At 63.4% G+C, this 15,793-nt stretch carries 16 protein-coding genes; 8 read left to right on the forward strand and 8 right to left on the reverse strand.

Annotation, left to right across the window (positions count from 1 at the left end):
- Positions 1 to 828 (forward strand): Rossmann-like and DUF2520 domain-containing protein, encoded by an 828-nt coding sequence (locus tag JAB8_RS09985; RefSeq protein ID WP_070289392.1) that lies wholly within the window; start codon positions 1 to 3, stop codon positions 826 to 828.
- On the opposite strand, the gene JAB8_RS09990 is transcribed toward JAB8_RS09985, so the two are convergent.
- Complete coding sequence (locus JAB8_RS09990) at positions 825 to 2,321, reverse strand: sensor domain-containing diguanylate cyclase (protein WP_254679488.1); 1,497 nt, start codon at positions 2,319 to 2,321, stop codon at positions 825 to 827. The two genes, JAB8_RS09985 and JAB8_RS09990, sit on opposite strands and share 4 nt — an antisense overlap.
- Before the next feature lie 225 nt (positions 2,322 to 2,546).
- Between JAB8_RS09990 and JAB8_RS09995 the strand changes: the two genes are divergently transcribed.
- A complete protein-coding gene (locus JAB8_RS09995) occupies positions 2,547 to 2,909 on the forward strand; it encodes a hypothetical protein (RefSeq protein ID WP_070289394.1) in 363 nt (120 codons plus the stop codon).
- 15 nt (positions 2,910 to 2,924) lie between these two features.
- Here JAB8_RS09995 and JAB8_RS10000 read toward each other — a convergent pair whose 3' ends face one another.
- Positions 2,925 to 3,506 (reverse strand): molybdopterin-dependent oxidoreductase, encoded by a 582-nt coding sequence (locus JAB8_RS10000; RefSeq protein WP_070218981.1) that lies wholly within the window; start codon positions 3,504 to 3,506, stop codon positions 2,925 to 2,927.
- Positions 3,507 to 3,731: 225 nt separating this feature from the next.
- Here JAB8_RS10000 and JAB8_RS10005 point away from each other — a divergent pair, with 225 nt between their 5' ends.
- Positions 3,732 to 4,313 carry a porin family protein gene (locus JAB8_RS10005; RefSeq protein WP_070218982.1) on the forward strand — a complete coding sequence of 194 codons (582 nt, stop codon included), beginning with the start codon at positions 3,732 to 3,734 and terminating at the stop codon, positions 4,311 to 4,313.
- 72 nt (positions 4,314 to 4,385) lie between these two features.
- Here JAB8_RS10005 and ettA read toward each other — a convergent pair whose 3' ends face one another.
- Both ettA and rarD read right to left on the reverse strand, forming a co-directional pair.
- Positions 4,386 to 6,053, reverse strand: coding sequence for an energy-dependent translational throttle protein EttA (ettA, locus tag JAB8_RS10010; protein WP_034752850.1), 1,668 nt, complete (start codon positions 6,051 to 6,053; stop codon positions 4,386 to 4,388).
- Between the two features lie 87 nt (positions 6,054 to 6,140).
- Positions 6,141 to 7,025 carry an EamA family transporter RarD gene (gene rarD, locus JAB8_RS10015; RefSeq protein WP_070218983.1) on the reverse strand — a complete coding sequence of 295 codons (885 nt, stop codon included), beginning with the start codon at positions 7,023 to 7,025 and terminating at the stop codon, positions 6,141 to 6,143.
- A 237-nt stretch (positions 7,026 to 7,262) separates the two neighbouring features.
- Here rarD and JAB8_RS10020 point away from each other — a divergent pair, with 237 nt between their 5' ends.
- A complete protein-coding gene (locus tag JAB8_RS10020; protein ID WP_070289395.1) occupies positions 7,263 to 9,140 on the forward strand; it encodes a potassium transporter Kup in 1,878 nt (625 codons plus the stop codon).
- Between the two features lie 168 nt (positions 9,141 to 9,308).
- Positions 9,309 to 9,770 (forward strand): FKBP-type peptidyl-prolyl cis-trans isomerase, encoded by a 462-nt coding sequence (locus tag JAB8_RS10025; RefSeq protein WP_070289396.1) that lies wholly within the window; start codon positions 9,309 to 9,311, stop codon positions 9,768 to 9,770.
- A 64-nt stretch (positions 9,771 to 9,834) separates the two neighbouring features.
- Here the strand turns inward: JAB8_RS10025 and JAB8_RS10030 are convergent, their stop codons facing one another.
- The 3 genes from JAB8_RS10030 to JAB8_RS10040 are packed head-to-tail and all read right to left on the reverse strand — an operon-like array spanning position 9,835 to position 11,919.
- Positions 9,835 to 10,506, reverse strand: coding sequence for a diphthine--ammonia ligase (locus tag JAB8_RS10030; protein WP_070289397.1), 672 nt, complete (start codon positions 10,504 to 10,506; stop codon positions 9,835 to 9,837).
- Positions 10,503 to 10,970 carry a GNAT family N-acetyltransferase gene (locus JAB8_RS10035; protein WP_070289398.1) on the reverse strand — a complete coding sequence of 156 codons (468 nt, stop codon included), beginning with the start codon at positions 10,968 to 10,970 and terminating at the stop codon, positions 10,503 to 10,505. The genes JAB8_RS10030 and JAB8_RS10035 overlap by 4 nt, the downstream gene beginning before the upstream one ends.
- 40 nt (positions 10,971 to 11,010) lie before the next feature.
- Positions 11,011 to 11,919, reverse strand: coding sequence for a LysR family transcriptional regulator (locus JAB8_RS10040; protein WP_070289399.1), 909 nt, complete (start codon positions 11,917 to 11,919; stop codon positions 11,011 to 11,013).
- Positions 11,920 to 12,026: 107 nt separating this feature from the next.
- Here JAB8_RS10040 and JAB8_RS10045 point away from each other — a divergent pair, with 107 nt between their 5' ends.
- On the forward strand, positions 12,027 to 12,860 hold the full coding sequence (locus JAB8_RS10045; protein WP_070289400.1) for a type 1 glutamine amidotransferase domain-containing protein: 834 nt from the start codon (positions 12,027 to 12,029) through the stop codon (positions 12,858 to 12,860).
- 58 nt (positions 12,861 to 12,918) lie between these two features.
- Here JAB8_RS10045 and JAB8_RS10050 read toward each other — a convergent pair whose 3' ends face one another.
- Positions 12,919 to 13,344 carry an organic hydroperoxide resistance protein gene (locus JAB8_RS10050; RefSeq protein ID WP_070289401.1) on the reverse strand — a complete coding sequence of 142 codons (426 nt, stop codon included), beginning with the start codon at positions 13,342 to 13,344 and terminating at the stop codon, positions 12,919 to 12,921.
- Between the two features lie 400 nt (positions 13,345 to 13,744).
- Here JAB8_RS10050 and JAB8_RS10055 point away from each other — a divergent pair, with 400 nt between their 5' ends.
- Both JAB8_RS10055 and JAB8_RS10060 read left to right on the forward strand, forming a co-directional pair.
- Entirely contained in the window at positions 13,745 to 15,010 is a 1,266-nt protein-coding gene (locus JAB8_RS10055) for a histidine kinase (RefSeq protein WP_070218991.1), read from the forward strand.
- Positions 14,997 to 15,779: a LytTR family DNA-binding domain-containing protein gene (locus JAB8_RS10060; RefSeq protein ID WP_139143002.1), complete on the forward strand. Its 783-nt coding sequence runs from the start codon at positions 14,997 to 14,999 to the stop codon at positions 15,777 to 15,779. The genes JAB8_RS10055 and JAB8_RS10060 overlap by 14 nt, the downstream gene beginning before the upstream one ends.
- Positions 15,780 to 15,793 lie beyond the last annotated feature (14 nt).

The following is a 15,793-nucleotide window of genomic DNA, read 5'->3' on the forward strand; positions in this document are numbered from 1 at the left end:
ATGAACGTGACATTGAATATCATCGGCGCCGGCCACGTGGGCAAGGTGCTGGGCCGTCTGTTCGCCGGCGTGGACGGGATTGCGGTGCAGGATGTGCTGACGCGCTCGATGGCGTCGGCGCAGACGGCCGTGGACTTCATCGGCGCCGGCACCCCCGTCGACAGTTATGCGGCCTTGCGCCACGCCGACGTCACCATGCTGGCCGTGTCGGACGACCAGATCGGCCCGGCCTGCGCGGCGCTGGTGGCCGAGGGACGCCAGGCGGGCGCCATCGTGTTTCACTGCAGCGGTGCGCTGGCCTCGAACGTGCTGCTGGCGGCCACGCAGGCCGGTGCCTTTGTCGCCAGCGCCCACCCGATCCGCAGCTTTGCTGACCCGCAGCAGGTGGCCGCCACCTTCGACGGCACGTTTTGCGGCGTGGAAGGCGACCCGCTGGCGCTGGTTTTCCTCACGCCGGCCTTGATCGCCATTGGCGCGCGTCCCGTGCCCATCGATCCGGCCGCCAAGACCCTGTATCACGCCGCTGCCGTCTTCGCCAGCAATTACCTGGTGACGGTGCTCGACGCGGCCTTGCGCGCCTACCAGGCGGCCGGCATTCCCGAACCGGTGGCGCGCGAACTGGCGCAGCCGCTGGTGACGGAAGCGGTGGCGAACGTGTTTCGCCTGGGGGCCGCGCCCGCGCTGTCCGGCCCCATCGCGCGCGGCGATTCGGCCACCGTGCAACGCCAGCAGCTGGCCGTGCAAAGCTGGGATGCGGCCACGGGCGAGTTGTACCGGGCGCTGGTGGCGCCCACGCAGGACCTGGCCCGGCGCAAGTCCGCGCTTTAAGCGGCGTGCAGGCGGTTGCGGCCCTGCTCCTTGGCTTGGTACAAGGCGCTGTCGGCGCGCGAAAAGAAGGCCGATTCGCTTTCCTCCGGCCGGTACTCGGTCACGCCCAGGCTGATCGTCACGGGGACGCGCGGTTCGGGCAGGCCGAAATCGTGCCGCTCGACGGCCGCGCGCAGGTTTTCCGCCACTTCCGCCGCTTTGGCCAGGCTGCAGTCATTCAGCAGCACCAGGTATTCCTCGCCGCCCCAGCGCGTGATGACGTCGCTTTCGCGCACGGTGGCGCGCGCCACGTCCGCCACGCCACGGATGACCTTGTCGCCCCACAGGTGGCCGTGGGTATCGTTGACGCGCTTGAAGAAATCGATGTCGAAGAGGATGGCCGACATCGGCTGCTCATTGCGTTTGGACAATAACATCGCGCGCTGGAACAGCAATTCCAGCGACTGGCGGTTCAATAGCCCGGTCAGCGCATCCGTCGAGGCGATGCGCTCGATGCGGCGCTGGTAGCGGTTCACCGTCAGCAGGGTCAGCAGCAGTACCAGCAGGGTGACGCCAAAGCTGATGGCCAGGTTGAAGATGAACACGCGCTGCAGCGACTGGACTTCGTCGCTGACGTTTTGCTCGACCACCAGGTACCAGCCCAGTTCGGGAATGAAACGCGAGTTGACGAGGATTTGTGCGCGGCCCAGCTGGTACGACAGATGCGTCGGCTCGCTGCGGTGGTTGATGATCTGCTCGGCAATGGCGTTCACGCCGGGCAGGCTGCGGATGTTGCCGTGCCCGTTGCGCACGTTCTTGCCTGCCAGCACCAGGGAGCCGGCGGCATCGACAAAATAGATGTTGCGGTGGAAGCGCGCCTGGTAGCGGTCGATGATGTGGCTCATGGTGGCCAGGGTCAGGCCGATGCCGGTGGCGCCGATGAACTGGCCATCGTAATCGACCACGCGGTGGTTGATGAAGATGGTCATGCTGTCGCGGTTGGCCATGTCCACGTCGACATTCGTTTCATAGTCGGTCTTGTCCATGGCGCGCACGCGGTAGTACCAGATGTCGCGCGTCGCCTCCGGACTGACGGATTTCAAGGTGCCTTCCGCGTAATAATATTTGCTGCTCTTGTCCGAGACGAGAAAGCTGGTGATGGCGCCGTACTTCTTCTTGACTTCGGCCAGGTAGCGCACGATCTGTTCCGGCTTGTTTTCGCCGGCCAGTATCCAGTCGCGCACGAAGGTGTCGTGCGCCATCAGCGAGGAGATGAAGACGGGGCGCAGCATGTCCTTCTGGATTTCCGAGTAAATATTGTCGCCCGTCAGCGGCAGGGTCTGGTCTGCGATGCCGTGCTCGATGGCCTGGCGCGAAGCCAGGTAGCTGGCCAGGCTGGTGGCCATGAAGCCCGCCCCCAGGATCAGGGTCAGGAGGATAAGCAGGCGGTATTTGATCGACAGAAGACGCATGGAGACGAGGTAGTGGCAGGCGGGAAGGCCATGGTGAGGCAAGCTAAAAGTATGCAGCAGGGCGGATATTGGCGCAATGATAACTGGTTTTATTGATAATTTATGCTGGCGAACGCGACAAGATAACCACGACTTACCAAATAAAAGTGCCGATTTGTCGACAAAGATGCAAATTAGCAATAAGATTTGATGAGGGGAATCATTGCGCATCGCCCCCTGTCTTGCCGCCCGTTTCAGGCGCGGGACATTCCGCGCAGGGAGTGTTGCATGTTATTTTTAAAGAGTACGTCCGTTAGCAAGGCCCCCGGCATCTACGAGGTCGACATCGCCGCCAAGCCGCCAGGCAAGACCTTCGGCATTTTTCTTGCCACCGATCCCGACCATCCGCCGCTGGCCTTGCTGGAGCAATTGAAGGCGCTCGGTTTCGAAAACACCTATAGTTCGCCCTACCTGCACAAGGATTCGGGCAAGGTGCTGGACCTGCATTTCCAGAAGGATGGCACGGATATCTTCAAGGGCTGGAAAACCGAGGAGTGCACGCAGAACCTGGCGGCCATCACGGCCCTGTTCGAAGAGCACGGCATTACCATCGCGCCACGGGTGATGTCGATGGCCGAAGCCTACGCGTAATTTATCTCAACCGCTTCAACCCGCCTCCACGCCGATGTGATACAGCGCCCACGGGCAGCTGGCGAAGCGCTCGGCCAGGGGCAGGGCCGCCACGGCCGCGATGCGGTCCGCGTCGTGGATCGCCCATAGCGGCCCCAGGCCGCCCAGCGCCATCGGCTGCCCATCGAGGTGGGTGGCGACAATAAAACGCTGTGCGCGCGCCTGCGCCATGGTCAGCGCCGCCGCATAGCCATCCACGGCGCGCAGCAGCAGGCGGACCTCGCCTTCCTCGGGTGCGCCCGCCGCCTTCAAGACATCGACCAGCAGCGGCCCGCGCAGCGCATGCGCCTTGCCGTCGTATTCCAGGGTGGGGCGAATCGTGTGTGCCGGCAAGTTCGTCAGCGCCGCAAAGTCGAATGCCCGCGCCCGCTCAAAACTGATTTTCTGCTTGTGCATCATCTGGTCGCGCACGGCGTCGAACGGGCCCCGATTCGGCTTGTCGACGCTGCCCGTGACGGTCAGCAGGGCAGGGCCGCGCAGACCGGCGGGCGCCGCCCGGCCGATGGCCGGCAGGGTGGCTGCCGCCATGGCGGCGGCGAGAAACTGGCGTTTGTGCATGCACTGCTCCTTCGGACTGAAAATCGTTAATGTTCTTAAGTCTAGCTTAAGTTCGTTCAACAGTACGTATTTTACAGTTATTGTCAGTTTGCAATCTCCGCTTACATCTTGTCACAGTTCTTACGCAATGGAGAAAGACGTAGCTTTTTTCGGCTGTTATTGTGTACTCATCGCACTTCGCTGAACTGCGAATCCAGGCACCATTCACTAATTGAGAGAGAGAACATGATGAAGAAGAAAATCCTGTTTGCAATGATCGCTTCCGTTACTGCACTGACCGGCATGAGCGCCGCGCACGCCGAAGGCGCCTATGTGGGCGCCGGTGTCACGGGCAACCGCTACAACTTCGATATTCCTGGCGCCACCAGCGCCGATAATCACAGCGGCTACAAGGCCGGCGCGAAGATCTTCGCCGGTTACGATTTCGATAAAACCTGGGCGGTCGAGGGCGGCTACGCCGATTTCGGCAGCAAGGATTACAGCTATGTCACCGGCGCCGGCAACGGTTCCGTGAAAAGCGATTCGCACGGCTACTACCTGGCCGGCAAGGCCACCATGCCCGTGAGCGACAAAGTCGGCGTGTTCGGCAAGCTCGGCGTGGCCAAGGTCAAGAACAGCTTGAGCGGCACGGGCCTGTCGACCGGCATCAGCGGCAATGACAAGACGGGCGTGTACGCTTCCGTCGGTGCCCAGTACGCGATCAACGAGAAAGTCTCGCTGACGGCGGAAGTGGAACACTTCGGCAAGAGCGCCGACCAGGGCCGCAAGGCCACCGGTCTCGCATTAGGCGCACGCTACAATTTCTAATCGCTTAGAAATGTGCTGAAAAAAAAGGCAGTTACCGCGAGGTAACTGCCTTTTTGCATTGTCAGAGATAAATTACGTCGTCAATGGCTTGTAGCGGATACGCTTCGGTTTCGCGCCTTCTTCGCCCAGGCGTTTCTTCTTGTCGGCTTCGTATTCCTGATAGTTGCCGTCAAAGAAGGTGACCTGCGAATTGCCTTCGAACGCCAGGATGTGCGTGGCGATACGGTCGAGGAACCAGCGATCATGGGAAATGACCATGACACTGCCGGCAAATTCCAGCAGGGCGTCTTCCAGCGCGCGCAAGGTTTCCACGTCCAGATCGTTCGACGGTTCATCGAGCAGCAGGACGTTGCCGCCCATCAGCAGGGTTTTCGCCAGGTGCAGACGGCCGCGTTCACCGCCGGACAGGTTGCCCACTTGCTTTTGCTGGTCCGAGCCCTTGAAGTTGAAGCGGCCCAGGTAGGCGCGCGACGGCATTTCGAAGCGGCCGACCGTCAGCATGTCGGCGCCGCCGGAGACGTCTTCGAACACGGATTTGTTGTCAGCGAGACTATCGCGGTTCTGGTCGACGATGGACACGCGCGCCGTCTGGCCGATGGCCACTTCGCCGCTGTCCGGCGTTTCCTTGCCGGTGATCATCTTGAACAGGGTCGACTTACCGGCGCCGTTGGGGCCGATGATGCCGACGATGGCGCCTGGCGGCACGGTAAAGCTCAGGTTATCGATCAGCAAACGGTCGCCGAACGCTTTCGACACGTTCTTGAACTCGATGACTTCATTGCCCAGGCGCTCTGCCACGGGAATGAAGATCTCCTGCGTTTCGTTGCGCTTCTGGTATTCGTGCTCGGACAGCTCGTTGAAGCGGGCCAGACGGGCTTTCGACTTGGCCTGACGCGCTTTCGGGTTCTGGCGCGACCATTCCAATTCCTTCTGCAGCGCTTTCTGGCGCGCCGATTCCGTCGCTTCTTCCTGCTTCAGGCGGGCTTGCTTCTGGTCCAGCCAGGTCGAGTAGTTGCCCTTCCATGGAATGCCGTGGCCGCGGTCCAGCTCCAGGATCCACTCGGCCGCGTTGTCGAGGAAGTAGCGGTCATGGGTGATGGCCACCACGGTGCCGGGGAAGCGCAGCAGGAATTGTTCCAGCCAGTCGACCGATTCCGCATCCAGATGGTTGGTCGGCTCGTCGAGCAGCAGCATGTCCGGTTTCGACAGCAGCAGCTTGCACAGCGCCACGCGGCGCTTTTCACCGCCGGACAGCACGCCGATGGTGGCGTCCCACGGCGGCAGGCGCAGCGCGTCGGCGGCCATTTCCAGCTGCAGATTCAGATTGCCGCCGTCGGAGGTCGAGATGATCGCTTCCAGGCGTGCCTGTTCCGTGGCCAGGGCGTCGAAATCGGCGTCTTCCTCGGCATATGCGGCGTACACGGCTTCCAGCTTGGCTTGCGCTTCAAACACTTCGCCCAGGCCCGACTCGACTTCCTGGCGTACGGTTTTTGCCGGGTCCAGCTGCGGTTCCTGCGGCAGGTAGCCGATGTTCAGGCCCGGCATCGGCACGGCTTCGCCCTGGATGTCGGTGTCGATGCCTGCCATGATTTTCAGCAGGGTCGATTTGCCGGAGCCGTTCAGGCCCAGCACGCCGATCTTCGCGCCTGGGAAGAAGGAGAGGGAAATATCTTTCAGAATCTGGCGCTTGGGCGGGACGATTTTGCCCACGCGATTCATGGTGTAGACGTAATTTGCCATTAGAAATCTCGGGTGATATACAAAGACGGACAGGATACGGTAAACGCCCGCTTCCGGCCAGCGCTGTGCGCTGCCGGGACGGACCGATCAGGCGGCCAGGCGCGCGCGGCGGCTGCTCCACAGGCCTTCGGCCGCATACAGGCCCAGCGCCGTCCAGATGACGAGGAAGCCCAGCATGCGTTCGGGCGTGAACGATTCGTGGAAGACCCATACGCCGATCAGCAGCTGGCCCGTGGGGGCGATGTATTGCAATAGCCCCAGCACGGCCAGCGGCAGGCGGCGCGCGCCGGCGGCGAACAGCAGCAGGGGAATGGCCGTGATGGGGCCGGACGCCAGCAGCAGCGCGCGCGTGGCGGTGGAGTCCGTATTGACGAAGCCGCTCTGGCCATGCCAGGCCAGCCACAGCATGTAGGCCAGCGCCAGGGGAAATAAAATCAGGGTTTCGAACGACAAGCCTTCCAGCGCGCCCAGCGCGGCCGTCTTGCGCAGCAAGCCATAGCCGCCGAAGGTGGCGGCCAGCAGCAGGGCGATCCATGGCACTTGCCCCGCCTGCCAAGTGAGCCAGGCGACACCGCAGGCGGCCAGGCCGATGGCCAGCCACTGCAGGCGGCGCAGGCGTTCGTGCAGCAGCAAAAAGCCCAGCATGACATTGATCAGGGGCGTAATAAAGTAGCCGAGGCTGGCGTCGACCACGTGGCCGTTGTTGACGGCCCAGATATAGATGAACCAGTTGGCGGACAGCAAAAACGCGCTGGCGACGAAGCTGGCCACCACCTGCGGCTGGCCTTTCAGGGCGCCCAGCCAGCTCCACTGGCGGCGCACGGTCAGCACGATGCCTAGAAACAACAGCGACCAGACCATGCGGTGCGCCAGGATTTCCTGTGGTGCAATCTCGCCGATGGCGTGGAAATACAGGGGAAACAGGCCCCAGCACAGGAAGGCGAGGGAGGCGTAGAGCATGCCTGGATTCATGATGGGCTTCGCTGGAGAGTAGACAGTCTGTCATTATGGCTGAAAACATCGGGGGCTGCCCGGCGCCGCTGGCGAAGCGTAGAATGGCAACAAATCAATGGCCGCAAGCCCGCGCAGCAAGGCGGAGCGGCACAAAACCACGACTTTGGGGCAGCCCGTAACCATGCAAAAATACTCTTGCTATTTGCTAATACCTATCATATTGTGCGATGCAACAAAACAAAAACGGGTGCAATCTTGACGTCGGAACATAAAAAAAGCGGCCTGGCCGGCTTGACGCTGGCGGCCGTCGGGATCGTTTACGGCGATATCGGCACCAGCCCGCTGTACACCCTGAAGACGGTCTTCGACCCGGCCCACGGCCTGGCGCTCTCGCACGAGAACCTGCTGGGCATCGTCTCGCTGATTTTCTGGGGCCTGACCCTGATCGTCTCGCTCAAGTACGTGACCCTGGTGCTGCGTGCCGACAACCGCGGCGAGGGCGGCATCATGGCCCTGATGGCGCTGGTGCTGTCGTCCGTCAGCCGCCTGTCGCGCTGGCATTTTCCGCTGATGGTGATCGGCGTCTTTGGCGCCACCCTGTTCTATGGCGACAGCGTGATCACGCCGGCCATTTCCGTGCTGTCGGCGATCGAAGGCCTGGAAGTGGCCACGCCCGCCTTCAGTCCCTACGTGGTGCCGCTGACCATCGCCGTGCTGGTGGGCCTGTATTCCGTGCAGTCGCACGGCACGGCCGGTATCGGCCGCTATTTTGCCCCCGTCATGGTGCTGTGGTTTGCCGCGCTGGCGGGCATGGGCGTGGTCAACATCATCAAGTCGCCCGCCGTCCTGGCCGCACTCAATCCCCTGCACGCGGCGACCTTCCTGATGAATAACGGCTTCGTTGCCTTCGTCGCCCTGGGCGCCGTGGTGCTGGCGCTGACGGGTGCCGAGGCGCTGTACGCCGACATGGGCCACTTCGGCAAGAAACCGATCCGCCTGGCCTGGTTCCTGATCGCCTTCCCCGCGCTGGCGCTGAATTACCTGGGCCAGGGCGGGCTGCTGCTGGCCCATCCCGAAGCCGTCTCGAATCCGTTTTACCAGCAGCTGGGCGCGTGGAGCGTGTATCCACTGGTGATTTTGTCGACCATGGCTACCGTGATCGCGTCGCAGGCCACCATTTCCGGCACCTTCTCGATGACCAAGCAAGCGATCGCGCTGGGTTTCCTGCCGCGCATGCGCGTGCGCCACACGTCGGAAAGCGAAATCGGGCAGATCTACATCCCCGCCGTGAACTGGCTGCAGCTGGCCGTCGTGCTGCTGGCCGTCGTCGGCTTCGGCTCCTCGGAAAACCTGGCCGCCGCCTACGGCATTGCGGTCACGGCCACGATGCTGTCGACCACCATCCTGACCTTCTTCGTCATCCGTTACCGCTGGAAGATGAACCTGGCCCTGTGCTGGGCCGCCACGGGCTTTTTCCTGATCATCGACATCAACCTGGTGTCGGCGACCGCCTTGAAACTGTTCCACGGCGGCTGGTTCCCGCTGCTGCTGGGTTCGATCTTGTTCATCGTCATGCTGACCTGGAAACGGGGCCGCCAGCTGGTGTTCCAGAACCTGGAAAAGCATGCGATTCCGCTCAACGATTTCCTTTCGTCGCTGTTCATCGCGCCGCCGCTGCGCGTCCCCGGCACGGCCATCTTCCTGCGTGGCGAAACGGATGGCGTGCCGCATGCGCTGCTGCATAACTTGCTGCATAACAAGGTTCTGCACGAGCGCGTGATTTTCCTTACCGTCTTCATGCATGAAGAGCCGTGGGTGGCGCCATCGGAGCGCGTGCGCGTGGTGGAGCTGGGCCACCAGTGCTACCAGGTCAACGTGCATTACGGCTTCAAGGATGAACCGGACATTCCGGCTGCGCTGGCGCAGTGCGCGCAGCAGGGACTCGATTTCGAGATGATGGAAACGTCGTTCTTCATTGCGCGCCAGACCATCATTTCGACGCCGGGCGCCGGCATGATGCCGTGGCGCGAGCACCTGTTCGTCACCATGTCGCGCAATGCGCGCACGGCGGCCGACTACTATCAGATCCCGAGCAACCGGGTAATCGAACTGGGCACGCAGGTGGAAATCTAGACGCGACAGTGCGGCGGAATGGTTGTTGTGACAATGTTGTATTGTTGCGCAATCTTCCGCCGTGCTTACGTCTGCTTACAAATTGGCTGCGCGACTCCTGTTAAACTGCTGCTCGCACTGGTCCGCACCGTACGGGCTGAGCCACACACCAATATTTAAAGGGAAACCATGAAATCGGTATTTCAAATGATCGCCACCCTCGCTTGCGCCGTGGCCCTGACCGCTTGCGGTGCCGCTGCCAACACCGAGAAACCGGTCGTGCTCGATCCGAATACGCAAGTGAAAGAACTGACCATTACCGATACGGTGACCGGCACCGGCACGGCGGCGGCAGCGGGCGACACCTTGCTGGTGACTTACACGGGCTGGCTGTATGACGCAAGCAAGCCGGGCAACAAGGGCGTGCAGTTCGATGCGAGCCCGGCAGGCAGCGGTTTTACTTTCCCTCTGGGTGTCGGCCGGGTCATCCTGGGCTGGGACCGCGGCCTGGTCGGCATGCAGGTCGGCGGCACGCGCACCCTGGCCATTCCGTATGACCTCGGTTATGGCAAGGCCGGCAGCCCGCCGAAGATTCCTGGCTACGCCGGCTTGCTGTTCGAGATCAAGCTGGTGAGCGTGACGAAAAAATAAGCACGCGCAGCGCACATGAAAAGGGCGATTCCACGGAATCGCCCTTTTTGCTTTGCGGCCCGGTTTAAGCGGGCGCCAGCTCCTGGAAGTAATACGTGGCGCCGCCCAGCTTGGCCGGCGCGTCATATTGCAGCACTTGCGTGCGGCGCAGCGCCACGGGGGCGCTGAAGGCGGGGCCGTCGTAGACGAAGGTGTGGAATTCGCCGTTTTCGCCGCAGGCATCGACGCCGGGCGGCAGGTCGGCCAAAAAGGCGGCGTCGAACTCGCGCCCGCAAAATTCGCGTGGCAGATGCTGGCCATTGATGCACACGACGATAGCCTTGAAGCCGGCGGCGAGAAATTCGTCGACCAGCGCGCGCCGCGCTTCGCCCCACAGCGGCAGGTGCGCCGTCAGGCCGGCGACCGCGCAGACTTTTTCTTCCCAGTCGCGGTGCGGCTGCAGGTCGATGTCGCCGAAGATGGCGTGCTCGATGCCCTCGGCCTTGGCCGCGCGCAGCGTGGCGACGAACTGTTCTTCATAGCTGGCCCAGCTGGCGTGATAGCGCTGCAGGCGCGCGCCCAGGCTGGCCGCCTGCGCTTCGAGCAACTCGGGCGGCACGCCGTGCGAGCGCGACTTGCGGCCATCTTCATCCATGGCCGTGATCAACAGCGGCACGTCCATGCCGGCGTTGCGGGCGCGCCACAGGGCCAGGCAGGAATCCTTGCCGCCGCTCCAGGAAATCAAGGCCGTCGTCATGCCGCTGGCTCCGCGCGCAGCATGTCGACGTGCTGGATGCCGTCTTCGTCATACGGCGCGCTGACGGTGACAAAGCCGAACGATTGATAAAAGCGTTCCAGATAGTGCTGTGCGCCGATGCGGATGGCGTGGCCCGGATGCTGGCGCTCGGCCCGCGCGATGCCCTCAAGCAACAACTGCTTGCCGGCGCCGCTGCTGCGCGCCTCGGGCGCCGTCAGCACGCGGCCCAGCGACATTTCCACATACTTGGCGCCCGGCGCCAGCACGCGCAGGTAGGCGGCCAGCCGGCGCTGGCCATCGGCCGTTTGCCAGCCCAGCAAGTGCATCGCCTGCTGGTCATGGCCGTCCAGGTCCGGATAAATGCACTGCTGTTCGATGACGAACACGCGCTGGCGCAAGGCCAGCACCTGGTACAAATCGTGGGGGCCGAGTTCGTCGAACGTGTTCCATTGCCAGCTGATCATGGTTCATCCTTGATTGAGAGTGGCCGTGATTTTACCGGCTTCACGCCCCCGGCGTGGGATAGCGCTGCGCATACCACTGCTTCAGGTGCTCGATGCAGCGCGTCACGCGGGGCGCCACCAGCTGGCGCGACGGGTAGATGGCGAACAGCGCCAGGCTGGGGCGCTCGATTTCCGGAAACAGCTCGACCAGGGCGCCGCTGGCCAGTTCCTCGCGGCAGACAAAGGTGGGCAGGATGCCGATGCCCAGGCCGCGCAGGATCAGGCTGCGCATGAACAGCGTGTTGTTGGTGCGCACCCAGTTCGGCACTTCGATATCGCTGTGCGGCCCCGCATGGCGCAGTGGCCAGCGGCTGCCGAACAGGGCGTGGCTGTAGATGAAGCAGCGCTGGCGCGTCAGGTCCGTGGGTTCGGCCAAGGGGCCGTGGCGTTCCAGGTAGGCGGGCGCGCAGCAGATGTGCAGGCGGTAGTCGTGGAGGTGGCGCGCCACATAGCTCGAATCGGTGAGCGCGGTGGTGACGCGAAAGCCCAGGTCGTAATTGGCGGCCGCCAGGTCGACATATTCATCCTTCAGGTCGACGTCCAGGCGCAGCGCGGGCCAGTCGGCCATGAAATCGGCCAGGCCCTCGGCCAGCTCGCCCACGCCCAATGTCAGCGGCGCGTTGATGCGCAGGCGGCCCGTCACGTGCGCCGTGGAATGGGCCACCATGTCCTCCGCCTGCGCCAGCTCATCGAGCAGCTTGCGGCAGTGCTCGAGGTAGGCGGCGCCCGTTTCCGTCAGGGCCAGCTGGCGCGTGGTGCGCGTCATCAGGCGCCCGCCCAGTTCCTGCTCCAGCTGGCCGATGCGCCGGCTCACGTACGAGGCCGACAAGTCCAGTTCATCGGCCGCGCGGCGAAAGCTGCCCAGCTCGGCCACGCGGCGAAACAGCTGCATCGCCTGCAATTTATCCATCCCCGCTCCATTCAGTCGTATTCCGCATCAGTACTGTGCATTATTCATCATTTTTCCGTATTTTGATTCGGAATATGCTGGTGTCCTCTCTACAGAAAGGCCATACCATGAAAAAATTACTGATCAGCAGCCTGTTGCTCGCCGCCTTTTCCACCGCCCAGGCGGCCGACGTCCTCGTCGTGCTGTCCGATGCGAATCACCTCGACTTGCGCGACGGTAAGGTCTTCCAAACGGGCTTTTATCTGAATGAACTGATGCAGCCCGTGAAAAAGCTGCTCGACGCGGGCCACACGGTGACGTTCGCCACGCCGCAGGGCCAGGCGCCGACCCTGGACGCCAGCTCCGATACGGACGCGTATTTTGGCGGCGACGTGGCGGCCCACGCGGCGCACAAGGCCTTGCTCGAGCAGCTGGCGCTGACGGTGCCGGGCCGCTCGCCCGTGATCAGCCTGAAACGGGTGGAACAGATCGGCTATGCCCACTACGCGGCCGTGCTGGTGCCGGGCGGCCACGCGCCCATGCAGGACTTATTGAAGGACGCCAGCCTGGGCGCCTTGCTGCGCCAGTTCCACGCGGACGGCAAGCCGACGGCGCTGCTGTGCCATGGCCCCATCGCCCTGTTGTCGGCCCTGCCGCAGGCGGCCCAGTTTACGGCCGCGCTGGAAGCGGGCCGGACGCCGCCCACGCCGGCTGACTGGATCTACAAGGGCTACCGCATGACGGTGATCAGCAACCAGGAGGAGCTGGCGGCGCAGGGTGCGCTGAAGGGCGGATTGATGAAGTTCTATCCGCAGTCGGGCTTGCAGGCGGCCGGTGCGCAATATGTGCAGAACCAGGCGCCGTGGACCAGCAATGTGGTGGTCGACCGCGAGTTGATCACGGGACAGAATCCCGCCTCGGCGCCGGCCCTGGCAGACAAGCTGCTGCAGGCGCTGCGCTAAAAAAAAGCCCCGGCGGCGCCAAGGCGCGGCCGGGGAGTTACAGTGCGTGCAGCGTGGATTACACGATCGTCAGCGTGACGTCGATGTTGCCGCGCGTGGCGTTCGAGTACGGGCACACGATGTGGGCGGCGGCGACCAGCGCTTCGGCGGCGGCGCGGTCCATGCCCGGCAGCGAGATTTTCAGTTCCACTTCGATGCCGAAGCCCGTCTCGATGGCGCCGATGCCGACGTTGCCTTCGATCGACAGGTCCGCCGGCACGGCGATCTTGTCGCGGCCGCCGACGAATTTCATGGCGCCGATGAAGCAGGCCGAGTAGCCGGCGGCGAACAGTTGTTCCGGATTGGTGCCCACGGCGCCATTGCCGCCCAGTTCTTTTGGCGTCGTCAGCTTGACGTCGAGCACATTGTCGGATGACACGGCACGGCCTTCGCGGCCTCCGGTGGCGGTGGCTTGCGCGCGGTACAGGACTTGTTTGATCGACATGATGGTTTCCTTTAGGTAGATAAATAGGTGACTACTAAATAGTGTGCTACTTGTTTCGCGGGCCGTGGCCCCAGGATGCCCGTCTGAAGAAGTAAATCCGGCGTCCATGTGTGCAATATATATCGTGCGCTATTTAATTGCAAGCGATTTTATTCATGAAGTCACGACACCTGACAAAACCGTTGCGAGCGGAAGGGAGAGGTGGTCGAGACGCGGAACCGTACTTTGAGTACGGTGAGCATCGCAGGCCACCTATACCGACGCGCAGCAGGTTTGGTCAGGTGTCTTGAACCTTTATTTTGATGCCTTTGTCGCCACTACCGGGCTTCCATCGCATAATGGCCACCGCTGCCGGGGCCGATGATTATGCTGGCCTCACTTCAATACCCAAGGAAAAATCATGACCAGCCTCTTCTTTATCCTGCGCCTCACCCTGGCCGCGATGCTCACGTACATCATCGCCACGGCGATCCTGGTCGAGAACTTTCTGCGCTATCTCTTTGGGAATACGGAAGGCTTCTTTGTCATCATCGGCGCCTTGCTGGCCTGCACCGTCGTCACGAATGCGTTTTCGCACGTGCGCCGCGTGCGCCTGATCGCCGGCGCCGTCAATGCCGCCACCCTGTCGAGCCGCCAGCGGCGCCAGATCGAGATTCCGTTCGAGGCGGGCGAGGCGTTCGACATGGTCGATGCGGCCATCCGCGAACTGCCGGGCAGCGAAGTGGTGGAAAGCGCGCGCGACAGCCTGCAGGTGCAGGCGCGCGTGCGCCGCGCGGCGCCGTACACGCATACGGGCTTGCCCCGCATGCGCGTGCTGGGTTTCCTCGAGCCGCGGCCGAATCAGATCCTCGCCACCGTCACGCCGAATGGCGAGGCGGGCAGCGTGACCCTGATCTGCGAGCCGGCGCGCAATGCGTGGACCGACTGGTTCCTCGTCGACCATGGCAGCAACCTGGAAAACGCGGAGGCGGTGACGCGGGCCATCACGCGCCGGGTGGCGCAGCGCCGCCGCGGCGAGCAGGCCGAGGCGCGCCAGACGGTGACGGAAAAGGAACTGACGGTGGCCAAACTGAGCCTGCTGCATGCGCAGGTCGAGCCGCACTTCCTGTACAACACGCTGGCCAGCGCGCAGCTGCTCACGCGCAGCGACCCCGTGCGCGCCGACGCGATGCTGGGCAACCTGATCCTGTACCTGCGCCACTCGCTGCCGCGCACGGAGCAAGCCATGTCGACCCTGGGCACGGAGCTGGAACGGGCGCGCGCCTACCTCGACATCCTGAAAATCCGCATGGGCGAGCGCCTGAACCTGCAGATTGAGGTACCGCAATACCTGCGCCAGGTGGAGCTGCCGCCGATGATGCTGCAAACGCTGGTGGAAAACGCCATCAAGCATGGCCTGGAGCCGAAAAGCGGCGGCGGCACCATCTGGATCATGGCGCGCAGCGGCAATGGCACGGTGATCGTCACGGTGGCCGACGACGGCAAGGGCTTCAGCGACGACGGCGCCGGCACGGGCATCGGCCTGCGCAATGTGCGCGAGCGCCTGCGCCTGACCTACGGCAATGCCGCCGCGTTTGCCATCGTTGCCAACTTCCCCGATGGCGTGACGGCCACCATCACGGTGCCGGACAGCACGGCGCAAGGAGTGTCGTATGCATCCGCCTGAAATGACTTGCGTCATCGCTGAAGATGAAACCCTGCTGCGCGATGCGCTCGTGGCCCTGCTGGCCGAAGAGTGGCCGGCACTGCGCATCGTCGCCGCCTGCGACGACGGCGGCACGGCGCTCGAGGCCATCGCCACGCGCAAGCCCGACGTCGCTTTCCTCGATATCCGCATGCCGGGCCTGACGGGGCTGGAAGTGGCGGCCGGCGCGCTCGCAGCGAGTCCCGCCACGCAGGTGGTGTTCGTCACGGCCTACGACCAGTACGCGATCGACGCCTTCGACAAGGGCGCCGTCGATTATTTGTTGAAACCGGTCGCCCGCGAGCGCCTGCAGGCGACCCTGCAGCGCGTGCGGGCGCGGGCCGGCAAGGCCCGGGCGGGCGACGGCGCGCTGGCCGGCCTGCTGCAGCAATTGAGCAGCGCCTTGCCGGCGGCGGCCAAGTCGCCGCCGCTGGTGTGGCTGACGGCCAGCAGCGGCAAGGATACGCGTCTGATCATGGTGGAAGACATCGCCTATTTTCAATCCGACACCAAGTACACGGCCGTCATGACGGCCGACGGCGAGGCGCTGCTGCGCAAGCCGATCCGCGAACTGCTCGACGTGCTCGACCCGGCCATTTTCAAACAGATCCACCGCTCCACCATCGTCAACATGAAGATGGTGGCGTCGGTGACGCGCGACGAGGTGGGACGGGGCGCCCTGCGCCTGAAGACGCGGCCGGAAACCCTGGCCGTGAGCCAGCCGTTCATGAGTTTGTTCCGGAATATGTAAAGCCGGGGTCAGAC

The sequence above is a fragment of the Janthinobacterium sp. HH106 genome (assembly GCF_001758725.1).
In the GTDB taxonomy this organism is placed as follows: domain Bacteria; phylum Pseudomonadota; class Gammaproteobacteria; order Burkholderiales; family Burkholderiaceae_D; genus Janthinobacterium.